The sequence below is a fragment of the Streptomyces marispadix genome (assembly GCF_022524345.1).
GTDB classification, from domain to species: domain Bacteria; phylum Actinomycetota; class Actinomycetes; order Streptomycetales; family Streptomycetaceae; genus Streptomyces; species Streptomyces marispadix.
In genome coordinates this window covers 3,663,477-3,680,617 of sequence record NZ_JAKWJU010000002.1, presented here as the reverse complement: position 1 = coordinate 3,680,617, position 17,141 = coordinate 3,663,477, and the positions used below count along the sequence as shown (strand labels likewise).

17 protein-coding genes, 1 tRNA gene and 1 other RNA gene are annotated in these 17,141 nt (G+C 70.1%); 8 read left to right on the top strand and 11 right to left on the bottom strand.

Annotation, left to right across the window (positions count from 1 at the left end; translation table 11 throughout):
- Positions 1-114 precede the first annotated feature (114 nt).
- From MMA15_RS15370 to ffs, 9 genes are all read right to left on the bottom strand, one after another.
- The gene (locus MMA15_RS15370) at positions 115-2,511 is read right to left on the bottom strand and encodes an ATP-binding protein (RefSeq protein ID WP_241060333.1); all 2,397 of its coding nucleotides are present in this window, start codon (positions 2,509-2,511) and stop codon (positions 115-117) included.
- Between the two features lie 64 nt (positions 2,512-2,575).
- Positions 2,576-3,223: a DUF6879 family protein gene (locus tag MMA15_RS15365; RefSeq protein WP_241060331.1), complete on the bottom strand. Its 648-nt coding sequence runs from the start codon at positions 3,221-3,223 to the stop codon at positions 2,576-2,578.
- Positions 3,216-3,485, bottom strand: a complete 270-nt coding sequence (locus tag MMA15_RS15360) for a hypothetical protein (RefSeq protein ID WP_241060329.1) — start codon at positions 3,483-3,485, stop codon at positions 3,216-3,218. The genes MMA15_RS15365 and MMA15_RS15360 overlap by 8 nt, the downstream gene beginning before the upstream one ends.
- Before the next feature lie 116 nt (positions 3,486-3,601).
- Positions 3,602-3,898 (bottom strand): DUF1905 domain-containing protein, encoded by a 297-nt coding sequence (locus MMA15_RS15355; RefSeq protein ID WP_241063210.1) that lies wholly within the window; start codon positions 3,896-3,898, stop codon positions 3,602-3,604.
- Between the two features lie 269 nt (positions 3,899-4,167).
- Positions 4,168-4,842, bottom strand: coding sequence for a DUF5063 domain-containing protein (locus tag MMA15_RS15350; RefSeq protein ID WP_241060327.1), 675 nt, complete (start codon positions 4,840-4,842; stop codon positions 4,168-4,170).
- Positions 4,835-5,434 carry a recombination mediator RecR gene (gene recR / locus MMA15_RS15345; RefSeq protein ID WP_241060325.1) on the bottom strand — a complete coding sequence of 200 codons (600 nt, stop codon included), beginning with the start codon at positions 5,432-5,434 and terminating at the stop codon, positions 4,835-4,837. Before recR ends, MMA15_RS15350 begins: the two co-directional genes overlap by 8 nt.
- Before the next feature lie 287 nt (positions 5,435-5,721).
- Positions 5,722-6,069 (bottom strand): YbaB/EbfC family nucleoid-associated protein, encoded by a 348-nt coding sequence (locus tag MMA15_RS15340; RefSeq protein ID WP_241060323.1) that lies wholly within the window; start codon positions 6,067-6,069, stop codon positions 5,722-5,724.
- Between the two features lie 252 nt (positions 6,070-6,321).
- Positions 6,322-8,907 carry a DNA polymerase III subunit gamma and tau gene (locus tag MMA15_RS15335; RefSeq protein ID WP_241060322.1) on the bottom strand — a complete coding sequence of 862 codons (2,586 nt, stop codon included), beginning with the start codon at positions 8,905-8,907 and terminating at the stop codon, positions 6,322-6,324.
- Positions 8,908-9,046: 139 nt separating this feature from the next.
- An RNA gene (gene ffs, locus MMA15_RS15330) (signal recognition particle sRNA small type) lies at positions 9,047-9,145 on the bottom strand.
- 73 nt (positions 9,146-9,218) lie between these two features.
- Between ffs and MMA15_RS15325 the strand changes: the two genes are divergently transcribed.
- A tRNA-Ser gene (locus MMA15_RS15325) sits at positions 9,219-9,303 on the top strand.
- Between the two features lie 369 nt (positions 9,304-9,672).
- Here MMA15_RS15325 and MMA15_RS15320 read toward each other — a convergent pair.
- Positions 9,673-9,813 carry a hypothetical protein gene (locus tag MMA15_RS15320; RefSeq protein WP_241060320.1) on the bottom strand — a complete coding sequence of 47 codons (141 nt, stop codon included), beginning with the start codon at positions 9,811-9,813 and terminating at the stop codon, positions 9,673-9,675.
- A gap of 685 nt (positions 9,814-10,498) precedes the next feature.
- Between MMA15_RS15320 and MMA15_RS15315 the strand changes: the two genes are divergently transcribed.
- The 7 genes from MMA15_RS15315 (at position 10,499) to MMA15_RS15285 (ending at position 15,631) form a co-directional block, all read left to right on the top strand.
- Complete coding sequence (locus MMA15_RS15315; protein ID WP_241060318.1) at positions 10,499-11,044, top strand: hypothetical protein; 546 nt, start codon at positions 10,499-10,501, stop codon at positions 11,042-11,044.
- 212 nt (positions 11,045-11,256) lie between these two features.
- Positions 11,257-12,300 carry a permease gene (locus MMA15_RS15310; RefSeq protein ID WP_372498246.1) on the top strand — a complete coding sequence of 348 codons (1,044 nt, stop codon included), beginning with the start codon at positions 11,257-11,259 and terminating at the stop codon, positions 12,298-12,300.
- A complete protein-coding gene (locus MMA15_RS15305; RefSeq protein ID WP_241060316.1) occupies positions 12,297-13,100 on the top strand; it encodes a TIGR03943 family putative permease subunit in 804 nt (267 codons plus the stop codon). Before MMA15_RS15310 ends, MMA15_RS15305 begins: the two co-directional genes overlap by 4 nt.
- Positions 13,101-13,610: 510 nt before the next feature.
- Positions 13,611-13,937, top strand: coding sequence for a hypothetical protein (locus tag MMA15_RS15300; protein WP_241060314.1), 327 nt, complete (start codon positions 13,611-13,613; stop codon positions 13,935-13,937).
- 275 nt (positions 13,938-14,212) lie between these two features.
- A complete protein-coding gene (locus MMA15_RS15295) occupies positions 14,213-14,566 on the top strand; it encodes a hypothetical protein (RefSeq protein WP_241060312.1) in 354 nt (117 codons plus the stop codon).
- A gap of 201 nt (positions 14,567-14,767) precedes the next feature.
- On the top strand, positions 14,768-15,097 hold the full coding sequence (locus tag MMA15_RS15290) for a hypothetical protein (RefSeq protein ID WP_241060310.1): 330 nt from the start codon (positions 14,768-14,770) through the stop codon (positions 15,095-15,097).
- Between the two features lie 216 nt (positions 15,098-15,313).
- Positions 15,314-15,631, top strand: a complete 318-nt coding sequence (locus tag MMA15_RS15285; RefSeq protein WP_241060309.1) for a hypothetical protein — start codon at positions 15,314-15,316, stop codon at positions 15,629-15,631.
- A 138-nt stretch (positions 15,632-15,769) separates the two neighbouring features.
- Here MMA15_RS15285 and fdhA read toward each other — a convergent pair whose 3' ends face one another.
- Positions 15,770-16,999 carry a formaldehyde dehydrogenase, glutathione-independent gene (gene fdhA / locus MMA15_RS15280; RefSeq protein WP_241060308.1) on the bottom strand — a complete coding sequence of 410 codons (1,230 nt, stop codon included), beginning with the start codon at positions 16,997-16,999 and terminating at the stop codon, positions 15,770-15,772.
- Positions 17,000-17,141 lie beyond the last annotated feature (142 nt).

The following is a 17,141-nucleotide window of genomic DNA, read 5'->3' as shown; positions in this document are numbered from 1 at the left end:
GAAGTGCCGTGCGGCGAACGCCAGTCATCCGTGACGATCCGCAGCAGACGCTTCACTCGTGGTCGATCGCGCATGGTATAGGCGCAAGTTGGGATGAGTCGGACGGAACAGACTTCAGGCGTCCCCCGCGTCCCCCGGGCCGTCCGCGCCGTCCGCGCCGTCCGCGCCGTCCGCCGGACCCTCGCCCAGCCGCTCACGGACCTCCGCCCTCAACCGCCGGGCACGCGCGTCCTCGTAGCCGCCGAGCAGCCGCAGGCACTCCGTCCACTGCGCCCTCGCCGCCTCCGGGTCCTCCCCGTGCAGCGCCCGCGCGAGCCCGTCCAGTGCCACCGCCTCGCTCCAGGCGTCGCCCAGTTCGCGATGCGCCGTCGCCGCCCTGCGGTGGAAGGCGGCGGCCTCCTCGTCGCGGCCGAGCCGGTGGTACGTCTCGCCAGTGCCCTGCCATGCCAGCGCCTCACGGCTGCGGTCGCCGAGCCGCCGGTGCAGCGTCGCGGAACGCCCGTACGCCGTGAGCGCCTCGCCGTGTTCGCCGAGGGCCTGCTGAGCGTCGCCGAGCGCCAGCAGCCAGCAGCCCTCCGCCACATGGCTGCGCAGATCGAGGGCGATCTTCACCGCTTCCTCCGCGGTGTTGAGCGCGTCCCTCGCCTCACCGAGTTCGAGCCGGATGCCGCTGAGCACCCACAGGGCGTTGCCCGTGCTCCGTGCGTCGTTGCGTGCGCGGTGGGCCGCGAGGGCCTCCTCGATGTCCTCCGCGGCTCGCTCCGACTCGCCCGCGCGGAAGCGCACCAGCGCGAGGTTGGCCTGTGTCACCGTCTGCCGCCGTGCCTCGCCCAGCTCGGCGAAGAGCGCCGCGGCCTCCTCCAGCCTGGCCTCTGCCCGGCCCAGCTCCCGCTTACGCAGATGGACGAGGCCGAGCGCGTTCAGCGAATCGGCCTCGCCCGCACGGTCGCCGATCTCGCGCCGGATCTCCAGCGCCTCCGCGTGCGCTTCGAGCGCCTCCGCGGGCCGGTTCAGCTTCGTATATCCGAATCCGAAACTCTCCAGCAGCAGCGCCTGCGCCGCACGGTCACCGGTCCGGCGGGCGGCCTCCAGCCCCGCCTGACCCATGGGCAGCCAGTCGGCGGTCAGCGAGGACGGCGCCTTCGCGTTCCACAGCACGGCCGCCAACTGCCAGGCGTACACGTCGAGTCCGTCGTTCACCGCCGCTCTCACGGCGGGCAGGAAGTTGGCGTGCTCCCGCTCCGCCCAGTCCACGGCCTGGTCGTAGTCGGCGAAGGAGACAGGCGTGACGCCCTCGGCCGGCGGCTGCGACGGCAGGCGCTTCCCATGCGGCTTGATCCATCCCTGCGCGGAGTCGGCCGTGTGCAGATACCAGTCGAGCACCCTGCGCAGCGCGGCCTCCCGCTCCTCGCCGGACTCCTCGCGCTGCGCCTGGTCGCCCGCGTAGGCACGCAGCAGATCGTGGAACTCGAAGCGGTCAGGTGCCGTCTGCTCCAGCAGATGCGCGCCGACCAGCACATCGAGGAGCTGCCGTGCCCTTCGTACGCTCACTCCGGCCAGCGCCGCCACCGCGTGCAGCCCGAACTCCGGCCCCGGGTGCAGCCCCAGCAGCCGGAACAGCCGGGCGGCGTCCGGCGACAGCGCACGGTAGGACCAGGCGAAGACCGCCCTGACGGCCTCGGCCTCCTCCTCGTCGCCCGTGCTGAGCGCGTCCCACAGCGCCGACTCGTCGCACAGGTCGCTGATCAGCTCGTCGAGGCTCATATGGGGGTGCGTGGCGGCACGTTCGGCGGCTATACGCAGCGCCAGCGGCAAGTGGGCGCACAGACGGGCGAGTTCGGCGAGCTTCTCCGAGTCGTCGTCGGCGCGGTGCCCGGCCGTGACGGTACGCAGCAGGGCCACCGCCTCCGGTTCGTCCAGGGTGCCCAGGGTCAGCCGGTCGGCGCCGTCGCGGACGGCGAGGGGGGAGAGCCTGCTGCGGCTGGTGACGATGGTGAGGCAGTGGGCGTTGCCGGGCAGCAGCGGACGCACCTGGGCGACCGTCGCGGCGTTGTCGAGGAAGACCAGCATCCGGCGGTCGGCGAGCAGCGTCCGGTAGAGCGCGGCGGCGCTGTCGGGGTCGGTGGGGACCGCGCTCGCCGCGACGCCGAGGGCGGTGAGGAACCGCGGCAGCACCTCCTCCGCGGCGACGGGCTCACCGGGGTCGTAGCCGCGGAGGTTGACGTAGAGCTGGCCGTCGGGGAAGCGGTCCTTGACCTGGTGCGCCCAGCGCAGCGCCAGCGCCGTCTTGCCCGCGCCCGCCGTACCGGCGATGACGCACACGGGCGGTACGAACGGGTCGCCTCCGGTGGTCAACGTCGCGTCGAGGCTCTGGAGTTCGGCGGTGCGATTGACGAAGTGGCGTAAGTCGCCGGGCAGTTGGCGCGGTGGCGGCTGGCGGGAAACCTGGCCCGGGTCGTCTTGGCGGCCGTGGAAGTGGACGCCGCCGCTGACCTGCCCGGCCTGCACCACGTCACGCGAGGACCCCGACAGGTCCGAGTGGGTACCGCCGGAGTTCGGGTCGTTTCCACTGCTGTTACTGATGGTCTGCTACCTGGATCGTCATCGGGGCGGGCAAGTGTGACACGTACCTGTCGACGTAGGAGACGACCTCCTCGCCTTCCTCGAAGAGCTGCTTGATGAACCTCTCCCAGCGCGCGATCAGCCCGGGATCGGTGTAGCGGACGCCGCCGTGCAGAAGCCCCTCGTCCGTGTAGAGGATCTCGTAGAGCACCTGGCCGCCCAGCACCACGACCTCCGGCAGCGGGCCCGCGCTCTCCAAGGGACTCAGCCTGTCGCCGCCGACGACCCGCACCGGCATGCCGCTCTCGCCCTGGACCCGCAGAGCGTGCAACTCCCACTGCATATACGGCGTCAGCGGCTCCTCGACGACCCGCACCCGGTGGAAGGGAGTGGCACGCCCCAGATCCTCCTTGGCCCTGTTCCGCCAGTGGTGGCGCCGTTCGCCGGTCAGGCGCAGCGCCTCCTGCCACTCGCCTCTGGTGAACGCCTCCCAGCTCGGCGAGGAGCGCTCCTCGAAGTGCTGCCGCCGTTCGAACTTCCATCCCGCGCGTCCGGGCGGCACCGCCGTCCGCCGCAGGCGGAAGTCGCTTCTGTACGCGGCCAGTTCGAGCCGGACGCCGAGCGACGGATCGAGCGCGAGGCCGCCTGGCTCCTCAGTCATCGGCGATGTCCGGTTTCGCGGCGCGCAGCGTGACGCCGGGGATGACGACGAGCCGTTCGTCGGCGGCGATGGAGGCGTCAGCGGGCAGACGCGATTCGTAATCCGCGGTCAGATCACGGCCGATGACGGCGATGTCGCCGTTGTCCAGCTCCCAGATGTCGGGACAGCCGTCGTCGTCCTCGGTCTTGCCCAGCTCCGCCGCGGACTTCCCCAGCCGCCGCGTGAATAACGCGGAAGGGTCCGCTTCCCACACCCGGGCCATACGAGTACCTCCGCTACCTCCGCCGTCGCTTCGTGCCACTCGTAACGGAGTGTAAAGACGCCCCTCACGCTCGGCAACGCAACAACCAGCCACGATAACGGCAGCGGGGCGAAGTCTCAGTCCCTTCCCGGCACCTGCTCCCCGGCTCCTTGGATCCGCTCCTCCAGGTGCACGGTCACGCTCTCCCCCGCCTCCTTGCCGATCGCCCTGCGCACCTCGGCCCTCACGGGCAGCTTGTGCCGGCCGTCGCCCAGCGCCATGAACGAGCTGCGGAACGGATGGCCGTCGATGGTGCCCCGCACCTTCACCAGGCCGCGAGTACCGAAGTACTCGACGGAGTCCGGCCAGACGACATACGTCCAGCCGCCCACGTCGGGGCCCTTGCGCAGTGTGGCCGTGAACCGCTTGCCCATCTCGTCGCCTCCCTCGCGTCGCTTCACCGGTCCTGCCAGTGGGGACCGGTGGCGGCGGGAAGACTCATCGCCCGCGGTGCACTGTGAGGGATGGCACCGGACTCGCAGGGCGGGTGGGGGCTTGCGGTGCGCCCCCGGTCGCGGTGGGTTCCGCGGTCGCGGTGGTTCCGCGGTCACAGTGAGTTCCACAGCCGCAGTGGGTTCAAGCAGCCGCAGTGGGTTCCGCGGAGTCGGGAGACGTTCTCGGTCTACGGAGGCCCTGACTCCGCTCAGCTACGGCGGCCGTCCGGCTGCATGCCCAGCGGTACGCCGATCTCGGCGGCCATCACCGCGCCTGCCTCCTTCTCCAGCGCGCTGTCGTCCTCGTCGGCCTCGCTGTCCGTGTCCAGCCCGTCGAGCGCGTCGAGCGGGGTGTCCAGACGTACGTGCGCCACCAGCGACTGGAGCGCGCGCAGCGCCGCCGAGGCCGTCGGGCCCCAGTTCGACAGATACGAGAACTGCCACCACCACAGGGCCTCGCTCACCCTGCCCTCGCTGTAGTGCGCCATCCCGTGGCGCAGATCGGTGATCACATCGGCGAGCGCGTCGGAGATACGGCAGGCGACGGGAGCGGTGCGCGGCTCGTACGGGTCGAAGACCTCGGAGTAGACGTCCACCGGGTCGAGCAGCGTGGCCAGCTTGAGCCGCATCTCGTCCACGTCCGGCTCGGGCCCGGTGTCCGGCTCGTACCTGTCGACGGGAACGAAGTCCTCATGTGCGCCCAACCGGCCGCCGGCGAGCAGGAGTTGGGACAGCTCCAGCAGAAGGTAGGGGATCGCGCTGTCCGGGTCGTCGCCCTTCGCCACCTCGGTCACGGAGACGATGAAGCTCTCGATCTGGTCGGAGATCTGGACGGCGAAGTCGTCGGGATTGTCCTTGATCGCATTCAGTGTGGCCTCAGACATCCAGCAACCTTCTTCCCTCGAAGGCCCGCCCCAGCGTGACCTCGTCCGCGTACTCCAGGTCTCCCCCGACGGGGAGGCCGCTTGCCAGGCGCGTCACTTTCAGCCCCATGCTTGAGACCATACGCGCGAGGTACGTGGCCGTCGCCTCCCCTTCGAGATTGGGGTCTGTGGCGAGGATCAACTCGGTGACGGCACCGTCCGCGAGCCGTGCCATCAGCTCGCGAATACGCAGATCGTCGGGGCCTACGCCCTCGATGGGGCTGATCGCGCCGCCCAGCACGTGGTACCGGCCACGGAACTCCCGCGTCCGCTCGATCGCGACCACGTCCTTGGGCTCCTCGACCACGCAGATGACGCTGCCGTCACGGCGAGTGTCCGCGCAGACGCGGCACTTCTCCTCCTGTGCGACGTTGCCGCACACCACGCAGAAGCGGACCTTCTCCTTCACCTCGGTCAGGGCGTGCGCGAGGCGTCGAACGTCGGCGGGCTCGGCCTGGAGGACGTGGAAGGCTATCCGCTGCGCGCTCTTGGGACCCACGCCCGGCAGTCTGCCGAGTTCGTCGATGAGGTCCTGAACCACGCCTTCGTACACGGATTCTCCCGTTCTGCCTGCGGCTCGACTCGATACTCGCTACTCGCTGTGGCTCGCTCGCTGACGGCTCGCGCCGACCTCCGGCCTGGGGACCGGCGGTGCCGACGTGCGCCTCTTTCGTCAATGCTTCCGTTACGGCTTTTCGTTACGACTCTTCGTTACGGCTTCCGTTGCGGCTCTTACGACGTGAACGAGCCCGGACCCCGCGGGCGTTCCTTTGGGCAGGGCTTTCGCAGGGCGCCGGGCATCGGCCGCGGAGCGCCGGGCAGGGTCGCCGGTCGCCGTCGTCAGAAGGGCAGACCCGGCATCCCGCCACCGCCGCCGAGCCCCTGGGCGAGCGGACCGAGCTTCTGCTGCTGGAGCTCCTCGGCGCTGCCCACCGCGTCCCGCACCGCCGCGAGAACGAGGTCGGCGAGGGTCTCCGTGTCCTCCGGGTCCACCGCCTTCGGATCGATGACGAGGCCCTGGAGTTCGCCCGTACCGTTCACGGTCGCCTTGACCAGGCCACCTCCCGAGGACCCCTCGACGGAGGTGTCGGCCAGCTCCTGCTGGGCCTCGGCGAGGTCCTGCTGCATCTTCTGGGCCTGCTGCAACAACTGCTGCATGTCGGGCTGGCCCCCACCACCGGGAATCACGACTTGGCTCCTGGCTCGTAGACGTCTTGGTCCTGCGCGTACTCGCTGCGCGTACGCACTGTGCATGCTCGTCGAGCACTCGCTGCCCGCACTCGTTGCGTGCGTCTCGCGCACGCTTCGTGTGCGTGCTCTCCGATCGTGCTTTCTGCGCGTGCTTTCTGCGCTCGTGGACGAGCCTACGTGCTCCGTGGCGAGGCCGCCGAGCCTGCTCTCATCCTGCCCGCGACCCGCCCGCGACGGACACGGCGCCGGTCACTCGTGCTCGAACTCCTCGATCACCGTGGCCCCCAGCTCACGCATGATCAAGTCATGGCCGGACAGGGCCGATTCATCGAGATCGGGATCGTCCTCGGCGGGCATGTCGTCCGCCAGCGCACCGTCGTACGGGGAGGGCGCGTGCCCGGCCTGGGCGCCCGGCGGCACCGCTCCCGAGGGCCCGGGGACCGTCGCGGCGCCATACGAACCGTCGCCACGCACCGCCCCTCGCGCATCCGCCTGCGCCGTGGCCAGCGCCTGCCGCGGGCCCGTACTCGCCGCTCCCTGGGCCTGGTTGGGTGCGTAAGCCTGCGATCGGGCCCGGGCCTGTGGGGGCGCACCGCCGCCTCCCGTACCCGCACCGCCCGGCGTCGAGCCCGCCGATGACGCGGTGGACGCCGAAGAGAATGCCGGAGAAGCGGAGGGTCCGGCGGAGCCACCGGGACCCGGTCCGCCCGGTCCGCCCGGTCCGCCCGTGCCGCCGAAGCCGCCTCCGGGAGCCCCGCCCCCGGGCGGCCCGCCTGCACCCCGCGCACCCGTGCCTCCGGACGGATCGACGATCGCCTCGATCTTCCACTGCACGCCCAGCGCGTCGTTCAGCGCCCCCAGCAGTACGTCCTCGCTGCCGCCGCCCACGAAGCTGTCGCGCGCACCCGGGTTGGAGAAGCCGAGCTGGAGGGTGGAACCGTCGAAGCCCACGATCTGCGCGTTCTGACTCAGCAGAATCCAGGTGAAGCGGCGCCTGTTCTTCACGGCCTCCAGGATCTGCGGCCACATCTGCCGCACCTGCGCGGCGCCCTGGGCCGGGTCCTGGGCGGCGGGCGCGGGCGCGGACTCCGCGTCGTGATGCGCGGTCGCGGAGGGCCCGGCGGGCGCGGGCGCCGCCGCCGACTCCCGCTCCGTGGGCGCGGGCACGGACGCTCCGGGAGCGCCACGGCCGCCACCGGCAGCGGCGCCGGAACCCGCGCCGGAACTGCCCGGCCACGCCCCGGGCGTACGGCCCTGCTGCCCGCCCGGCGCCTCGCCCTGCGCATCCGGCCCGGCCTTTTCCGTACCGGAGCCCTGATCGTCCGCTCCGCCACCGGCCGCTCCGGCTCCGGGCCCGGTCGGCCAAGCACCGGGCCGCCTGCCGGAAGCGCCCCCGGACGACGCGGAAGCGGACTCGGCGGAAGCCCCATCGGTAGTGCCGGAAGCAGCGGGAGCGGCGGGAGCCGCAGGAGCGCCCGGAGTGCCCGAAGCGGCCGGAGCCTGGGGGGCCGCCGGCGCCGGACCAGGGGCTGGAGGCTGCTCAGGGGCGCCCGGTGCGGCGGCCTGTGCCGGAGGCGCCGCAGCCGTCGCAGACCCCGCCGAGGCGGACGGTGCCGCCGAGGCGGACGGGCCCGCCGAGGCAGTCGGCAGTGCGGCCGTACCGCCCCCCGCGAACGCCGCGCCCCGCTCCAGCCTGTCCAGCCGCGCCTGCACCGACCGCTCGTCCCCGTACGCGGCAGGCAGCAGCACCCGCGCACAGATCAACTCAAGCTGAAGCCGCGGCGACGTCGCCCCCCGCATCTCCGTAAGACCGTCGTTGACGACGTCCGCGGCACGGCTCAACTCCGCGGGCCCGAACGCCGCGGCCTGCGCCCGCATCCCCTCGACCACGTCGGCCGGTGCGTCGATCAGGCCCTTCTCCACGGCCTCCGGTACGGCAGCGATGATCACGAGATCCCGCAGCCGCTCCAGCAGATCGGTCACGAACCGCCGCGGATCATGGCCGCCCTCTACGACCCGGTCCACGATCTCGAACGCCCGCGCCCCGTCCCCCGTCGCGAAGGACTCCACGACCTCGTCCAGCAGCGCGCTGTCGGTGTAGCCGAGCAGGGCCGTGGCCATGGCGTACGTCACGCCGTCCTCGCCCGCGCCCGCCAGCAACTGGTCCATCACCGACATCGCGTCCCGCACCGAGCCCGCCCCCGCACGTACGGCCAGCGGCAGCACGGCCTCCTCGACGGCGATCGACTCCCGTTCACACACCTCGGCCAGATGGTCACGCAGCGTCCCCGGCGGCACGAGCCGGAACGGATAGTGGTGCGTACGCGACCGGATCGTCCCGATGACCTTCTCCGGCTCGGTCGTCGCGAAGATGAACTTCAGGTGCTCAGGCGGCTCTTCGACCACCTTCAGCAGCGCGTTGAAGCCCGCCGACGTGACCATGTGCGCCTCGTCGACGATATAGATCTTGTAACGGCTCGACGCGGGCCCGAAGAACGCCTTCTCCCTCAACTCCCGTGCGTCGTCCACACCGCCGTGCGACGCCGCGTCGATCTCGATCACATCGATCGAACCGGGCCCGTTACGGGCGAGATCACGGCACGAGCGGCACTCACCGCAGGGCGAAGGCGTAGGCCCCTGCTCGCAGTTGAGACAACGCGCGAGGATGCGCGCACTGGTCGTCTTGCCGCAGCCGCGGGGGCCGCTGAAGAGATAGGCGTGATTGACGCGGTTGTTGCGCAGGGCCTGCTGCAACGGATCGGTCACGTGCTCTTGCCCGATGACCTCCGCGAAGGTCTCGGGGCGATACCGGCGGTACAGGGCGAGGGACGACACACCCCCGACGATATAGGTGCGGACCGACAAGCCGCGCCGCCCTGGCCCCGCTCCGGCACGAGGCCGTCACACACGCCCCGCGACGATCTCGGCCGATCCCCTGGCACACCGAGAATCGCCCGCCTCGCCGCCGCTACGGAACGCGAACGCCCCTCACGCACCCGCCAGAGCCCTCCTACCCTTGCTGCCTTCCGGCCCTGGGGGAGTTCAGAGAGATAGCGCCACGTGAGGGGCTGCGCCCAACAGTACCCGATGCCCGCACGAGGGATCGAGTTCGCAAGCACGCCCCGGCGTCTTGTAGTGTTTGCGGCGGAGGATTCGCCTAGTGGCCTAGGGCGCACGCTTGGAAAGCGTGTTGGGGGCAACCCCTCACGAGTTCGAATCTCGTATCCTCCGCCCAGCCTCACCGGGCTGAACGAAGGCCCCGACCGGGAGACCGGCCGGGGCCTTCGTAGTTCTCCGTCCCGACGGCGTCGGCAGGCGCCGGAATCCGGGCTGTGCGTGGGCAGTTGGGCCGGGGCGCTGAGGGGCGACCGCCCAACAGGGGGCTGCACGCGGATAGTTGTCCACCGCCTGTGGAAATTCGCGTGAGGGGTAGTGCCGCTACGCAACCGATATAGAACAATTCCACATACAACCGTAGTCATCAGTCGGCGCAGCCGGGCACCATATGCGCATGCAGCATGACGCAACGTACCGAACCGGCCCGCCGCCACCGCTGCCCAAGCGGCGAAACGCTGTCTTCAGGCTGTATGACGCGCCCCTCTACCGTGATTGGGCGTTCTGGCACACGATCGGATGGGGCCTGATCGCCGGGATCTCCATCCCCACGACTCCGCCCGCCGAGCCCAGCCCCCTGCCGCTCTGGCTGGACACCTTCCTCGCCATCGTCACGATGGTCGTCACGTTCGGTGTCGTCCCCGCATGGCTCCGACTGCTCCTCAGGCGTTGGCGATGGCACAGGCGGCAACGGCCACTCCGGAGCCAACCGGCCGCCCCGTCAGGGTCCCCGGCACAATCGAGCGGTTCCGTTACGGCATCACGTACCCACCCGCCTGATCGGCAGCCGCAATCGGAGGATCCGGCGCAACGCGCGTCCTCGTCACAGCCACAGCCACAGCCACAAGTGATCGCATCCGTACCGTCGTCCCGCGGGGTCTTACCGAACTCCGACTCTCCTCCTACGGGGCCGGATCAGCGCCCGGGACCGAACGCGCGAGAGGGAGTGTCCCGGGGCAACAGCGTCAACCGGCCTACGTGGAACGCCGAGTTACTGACTCAGGCCAGGAGCACCCTGCCGCACCCCGTCGCCCGTGCCGTCCGGACGCTGCAACAAGCCCACACTCCCAGAGACCAGTACGAGGCACTGCTCGACGCAGCCGAAACGCTCGCCGTCACGATCTCCGTCACCGCAGCGGCACTGCTCCTCGAACAGAGCGAAGCCCGGTCGGACGGTCCGCATGACTCGCAAGCGTCCGGTCGACGCAACTTGTCCCAGCTCCGAAAGGCCTATCTACGAGGCGCCATGTTCGGAGCGTGGACGACGTGGCTGGACGGCCTCCGCTCCTTGGCAACTGCCCACCCGGATCTGATGGCTGGACTCCAGGGAGCCCTTCAAGGCACGCCTGGCACCCCGGGGGTCGTCGAACACCTCAACGCCCTGAGAGAGGAGCGCAATCGGGCCGCCCACGGCGACAAGCCCAAGAGCGGGCCCGAGTTCGCCCTGCGCGTCAGCGAGTGCGCACCTCATCTTGAATGCGTCCTGGACCGGGCTCAGTTCCTCAGGGACGTCCCATGGCTGTTCACCGTCTCCTGCGTCTACCAGCCGAGGTCACGATCGTTCGACATCGTCGCCGACCATGCGATGGGCGACCACCCGGACTTCGAACGCCGGACATTCTCCTGGGACCGTCCCGTCGGCAACGAGATCTTCTACCTGCTGGGACCGGAGGGGCCCGTCCCCCTGTCCCCGTTCGTGGCGAATCTCCTCTGCCCTCGATGCCGGCAGATCGAAGTCTCTTATGCGTACAGGTACGTACAGAGCAAGAACGTCGCAGTCTTCAAGAGCTTCGGCCGGGGACATGAGATCACCTCCCCCGAACTGGGCGACGAACTCCGATCACTTCCCGGCCAGTGACCGTCCACCGCCAACTGCCCCCGGGCCCCGCCGGACCGCTCCCGCTCCCGCCCGAACCCGCCCGAACCCGGGCACCCCGCCCCGCTTTCATCACATCCGTACAACGCCCCTCACCCGCGGCGACCCGCGAAGCAGACTGACCGGAACCGGCTCTGAGCTGGAGGAGAACCGTCCCGGAAGGGCCCCCTTCCGTACCGGAGGTACCGCGCGCCGTGACCACGACGACCAGAGCAGCCTCCTCCGCGTCCGGCCCCCGCGACGCCGGGGGGAGCGGCGAGGGCGGCGCTCCGGTGGAGGAGCCCACGGAGCGGCGGTTCAACTCGTCGCATCTGCTCATCCTGTTGCTGCTCTCGGTGGTCGCCATGCAGGGGCCGATACGCCGGGCGGTGTCCTCGCCCGGGGTGCAGGACTGGATGACGGTGTTCGTCGCGGTCGTCGTGCAGGCCCTGCCGTTCCTCGTGCTCGGCGTGCTGCTCTCCGCGGTGATCGCGGTGTTCGTGCCCCCGTCGTTCTTCGCACGCGCGCTGCCCAGCAGGCCCGCGCTGGCGGTACCGGTCGCGGGGGCGGCCGGTGCGGCGCTCCCCGGATGCGAGTGCGCGTCCGTGCCGGTGGCCGGTGCGCTCGTACGCAGGGGCGTCACGCCCGCGGCGGCCCTCGCCTTCCTGCTCTCCGCCCCCGCGATCAACCCCATCGTGCTGACCGCCACCGCCGTCGCGTTCCCGGGGCAGCCGGAGATGGTGCTCGCCCGCTTCGTGGCCAGCCTCGTGGTGGCGTGCGCGATGGGCTGGCTGTGGCAGCGGCTGGGCCGCGCCGACTGGCTGCGTCCACCGGCCCACCCGTCCTCCGAGGGCCTCGGCAAGGGTGCGGCCTTCTGGGATTCCGTACGGCACGACGTCATGCACGCGGGCGGCTTCCTCGTCGTCGGGGCGATGGCCGCGGCCACGCTCAAGGCGGCCGTGCCTGCGAGTTGGCTGCGTGCCGCCGCCGACAATCCGGCGGTCTCGGTCCTCGCGCTGGCGGTACTCGCGGTGCTGCTGTCGATCTGCTCGGAGGCCGACGCGTTCGTGGCCGCCTCGCTGACCCAGTTCTCGCTCACCGCCCGACTGGCGTTCCTCGTCGTGGGGCCGATGATCGATCTGAAGCTCTTCGCGATGCAGACCGCCACGTTCGGCCGGGGCTTCGCGCTGCGCTTCGCCCCGGCCACGTTCGCGCTGGCCGTCGTCGTGTCGGCGCTGACGGGGGCGGTGCTGCTGTGAACCGGACGGCACAGGCGGTCGTGCTCTTCCTCATCGGCGGCGCGGTACTGCGCGCGGGCTTCACCGACCTCTATCTGCGGTACGTCAAGGCCGGGTTGCGCCCGCTGCTTCTGGCTGCCGGCTTCGTACTGATCGCCGCGGCACTCGCCACGGTCTGGTACGAGATACGAGGCTCCCGCAGCGCCCGCCGACCGGACCCCGTAGCGGAGAACGCCGCGCGGCAAGGCCACGAAACCGACCGGGGACCGGGGCAGGGGCATGGGCAGGGCCACGTCCACACCCACGGCCATGGCGAGCCCCACCGCGAGCCCCGCGTCTCCTGGCTCCTCGTCCTCCCCTTCTTCGCGCTCATCCTGGTCGCCCCGCCCGCGCCCGGTTCCTACAGCGCCATGCGCGCGGGCACCGCCCTCCAGCCGACCTGGGAGTTCGCCAGGCTTCCCGCGGACGATCCGCTACGCCTCGACCTCGTCGACTACGCGAGCCGCGCGGCATACGACCACGGACGCGCCCTCGACGACCGCCGCATCAAGATCACCGGTTTCGTGGCCCTCGACCGCGGCGGCACCCCGTATCTGACGCGCATGGTCCTCAACTGCTGTGCCGCAGACGCCCGTCCGGTGAAGATCGGCCTGACGGGTCATACGCCGACGACCGCGCTGCCTCCCGACAGCTGGATCGAGGTCACCGGCGCCTACACGGGCAAGAAGAAGAAAGATCCCGTCAACGACGGCGTCATCCCCTACATCAAGGTCGACAAGGTCCGCCAAGTCCCGGCTCCACGCGATCCGTACGGAAACTGACGAACTCGACGGACCGTCGGCACACGCGACTTCGCAGCAGCCACGTCGTCTTAGTTCCGACACAGAGCGTCACCACAGCAGAGAGCTACGGCGAAGGCGGCACCGGACCGGCCGCAGTCAACTCCCCGTCAACCGCGCGGCGTTGTCCGCCTCCATCGAGGCGCACGGCGGCGGACGCGCTCCGCGCCTGCCCGGACAGCCCGACGACAAGCCACCCGGGCAAAACGCCAGCTCACCGCGCAGAACGCCGTCGCCGTCGAGAGGCGTCCACCTTCCCCGCACCCGTCGGCGAGGCTCAGCCTTCCGTCGCGGAGCCGACCCCCTTTCGTTCACATTCCCCCGAGACCTCGAAGACCGGCCGGACGGAACCGAACGCGTACTGCGTCAGATGCCCGGCACGCCCATCACGGCGTGTTACACGGGAAGACCGGGCTCTCGGGAATACTGTCGGTGACTGCCTACATGCGATCAGTAACTGATCGTGTCAAGCCCTCAGAAAGTGGAGATGAAATGCGCAAGCTTCGCGAAGCTGCAGTCGTAGTCGCCATGGTCGGCAGCGTCGGCATGATCGGCGCGGGCGCCGCGGCCGCTCACGGCGAGCCGCCGTCGGCCCCCGTGAGCATCGACTGCGACCAGGACACCGGCGACAACACCCTCACGAACCAGGAGGGCGGCACCGCCAACGTCAACGGCCTCCTCAACGGCGGAGACGCCGACGCCAGCGCCAACCAGCAGCTCTGCGGCCTCGACAACGAGGACGCCGAGAACACCGCCGGCGAGGCCGACGGCGGCGACGGCGGGGTCATCGGCGGCATCACCATCGGCGGCGCTGCCTGATCGGCACTGACGGCTAGAAGAACTCGGGGACCGGGCAACGGCTCGGTCCCCGAGTCATGTCCACGACTTCCCAGCATCACGGCCATCCGGCTTCTGCCGGAAATCGCAATAGGGCAAGCCGGGGCGTCCCGCGGAGCAGCAACGAGAGGCGAAAACACCAACCCGAACCGTGTGTTGTTCGACATATAGCGACCGACTCGTGAATACCATCTGTCACTCCCTGTGCACTTTGAGTAAGTCGTCGCACACAAACCCTCATTGGAAGTGGAGATGAAATGCGTAAGCTTCGCGAAGCTGCGGCCGCAGTCGCCGTTGTCGGCAGCATCGGCATGATCGGCGCCGGCATCGCGGTCGCCCAGGGAGACGGCGAGCCGCCGCTCACCTCCATCAAGTGCGAGCAGGACACCGGCGACAACACCCTCACGAACCAGGAGGGCGGGCTCGCCAACGCCAACGACCTCCTCAGCGGCGGCGACGCCGACCAGCGCGCCAACCAGCAGCTCTGCGGACTCGACAACGAGAACGCCGAGAACACCTCGCCCACGGCTCCGCCCACCGACGGCACCACCACGCCCCCGACGGGCGGCGGCGCCGGCGGGGTCATCGGCGGCATCACCGTCGGCGCCTGACCGCCGGAACATCCCCGCAGATTCCGCGGGGCGGTATCGATCTCAGCCCCCTGACATCTGACGGACGGCACACCTCGACATGTGGGGCGATGCGGCGTGTTACAGGACAAATAGGTACTGCGTCGATACCTTCTGTAATCGAGTGTGCAGTCAAGCGATCACTGATCGCATCACACCCCCCTCATGAAAGTGGAGACGAAAATGCGCAAGCTTCGCGAAGCTGCTGCCGTAGTCGCCATGGTCGGCAGCGTCAGCATGGTCGGCGTCGGTGCAGCGGCCGCGTGCGGCGACGAGCACCACGAGCCCACGCCCCCGTCCGTCAGCATCAACTGCGAGCAGGACACCGGCGACAACACCGTCGTCAACCAGACCGGCACCGTGAACGTGAACGACGCCCTCAACGGCGGCGACGCCGACGCCAGCGCCAACCAGCAGCTCTGCGGCCTCGACAACGAGGACGCCGAGAACACCGCCGGCGACGCCGAAGGCGGCGACGGCGGCAGCATCGGCGACATCGGCATCGGCCTCTGATCGGAGACACCGATCAACAGCGCTGAACGATCGAGCAGTTCAGGGACCGGGTTCTCCAACTCGGTCCCTGAACTGCGTCTGCGGCCGCACGACTTCGACGAGCGGCGCGATGCGGCGTGTTGCAAGGCCGTACGACCGCTTCAGGAATACCGTCTGTGACCGTGTACTCACGATCAGTAAGTGATCGTGGTAAGCCCTCTCGGAAGGGGAGAAGAAATGGCCAAGCTTCGCGAAGCCGCAATTGTGGCGGCCATGGTCGGCAGCGTCGGCATGATCGGCGCCGGCACCGCGTCCGCCCACGGTGACGACGCACCGCGCGGGCCCGTCCACATCCACTGCACTCAGAACGTCAACGACAACTCCAGCGTCGAGCAGGTGGGCCTCGTCAACATCAACGGCCCGCTCCTGGGCGGTGGACGCGCGGACGCTGCCGCCAACCAGCAGCTCTGCGGCCTCCAGAACGAGGACGCCGAGAACACCGCCGGCGAAGGCGAAGGCGGCGAGGGTGGCGTAATCGGCGCCATCGGCCTCTGAGCCGCTGAAGCCGCAAAGGGCAGCTCCTGGACCCACAAGCGTGGGCCAGGAGCTGCCCTTTGTCGCGTCTCCGAAGCCGTCCGGTTCACGGGCGCGGCGGCCCCGTGGTGCGGACCGGACGAGGCGTCAGGAAGCGGACTACGCGGCCATCTTGAAGCGGTCGAGCGCGCCGTGCGGGTTGAGCACGTACTTGCGGCTGGCGCCCTTGTCGAACTCCGCGTAGCCGCGCGGGGCGTCCTCCAGGGAGATGACCTGGGCGTTGACCGCCTTCGCGATCTGGACGCGGTCGTGGAGGATCGCCATGGCCAGTTGGCGGTGGTAGCGCATGACGGGGCACTGGCCCGTGGTGAAGCTGTGGCTCTTCGCCCAGCCGAGGCCGAGGCGCATCTTCAGCGAGCCGGTCTGCGCGTCGGAGTCGACGCCGCCGGGGTCCTCGGTGACGTAGAGGCCGGGGATGCCAAGGGAAGCGCCTGCTCTGGCCACCTCCATAAGGGTGTTGAGGACCTTGGCCGGGGCCTCGCCCGCGTCCTTGGCGTGGCCCCTCGCCTCGAAGCCGACGGCGTCGACCGCCGCGTCGACCTCGGGCTCGCCGACGATGTCCTCGATCTGCTCCCCGGGGGCACCGCGCTTGAGGTCGATCGTCTCGCAGCCGAAGCTGCGGGCCTGGGCGAGGCGCTGGTCGTTGAGGTCGCCGACGATGACGACTGCGGCGCCCAGCAGCTGGGCCGAGGCCGCCGCGGCGAGGCCCACGGGGCCCGCGCCCGCGATGTAGACGGTGCTGCCGGGGCCGACGCCCGCGCTGATGCAGCCGTGATAGCCCGTGGGGAAGATGTCGGAGAGCATCGTCAGGTCGAGGAGCTTGTCCAGGGCCTGGTCGCGGTCGCGGAAGCGCAGAAGGTTGAAGTCCGCGTAGGGCACCATCACGTATTCGGCCTGGCCGCCTACCCAGCCGCCCATGTCCACGTATCCGTAGGCGGATCCGGGGCGGGCGGGATTGACGTTGAGGCAGATGCCGGTCTTGCGTTCCTTGCAGTTGCGGCAGCGTCCGCAGGCGATGTTGAAGGGGACGGAGACGATGTCTCCGGTGTGGATGTATTCGACGTCCGGCCCGGTCTCGATCACCTCGCCGGTGATCTCGTGGCCGAGTACGAGGTCCGAGGGTGCGGTGGTGCGGCCGCGGACCATGTGCTGGTCGCTGCCGCAGATGTTGCTCGCGAGGACCTTGACGATCACTCCGTGACGGCACTCCCGGCCCACGTTCTGGGGGTCCACTCCGGGACCGTCGTGCACCTCCAGGTCGGGATAGTCGATCGTCTGGACCTCGACGACGCCGGGTTCTATGTAGGCGACCGCCCTGTTTCCACTCATGAACTGTCCCTCCGGGCACGCGCGGGCACTGTTCGTCCCACTTGACGGGCTGTTGCTGGGTCGTTGCCGTGCTCTGCTGTCCGTCCCCCTTGTGGCAGTTTGCGGCAGCTTGTACGGGTCGGCCAGTCGGAGGTGGAGAGGG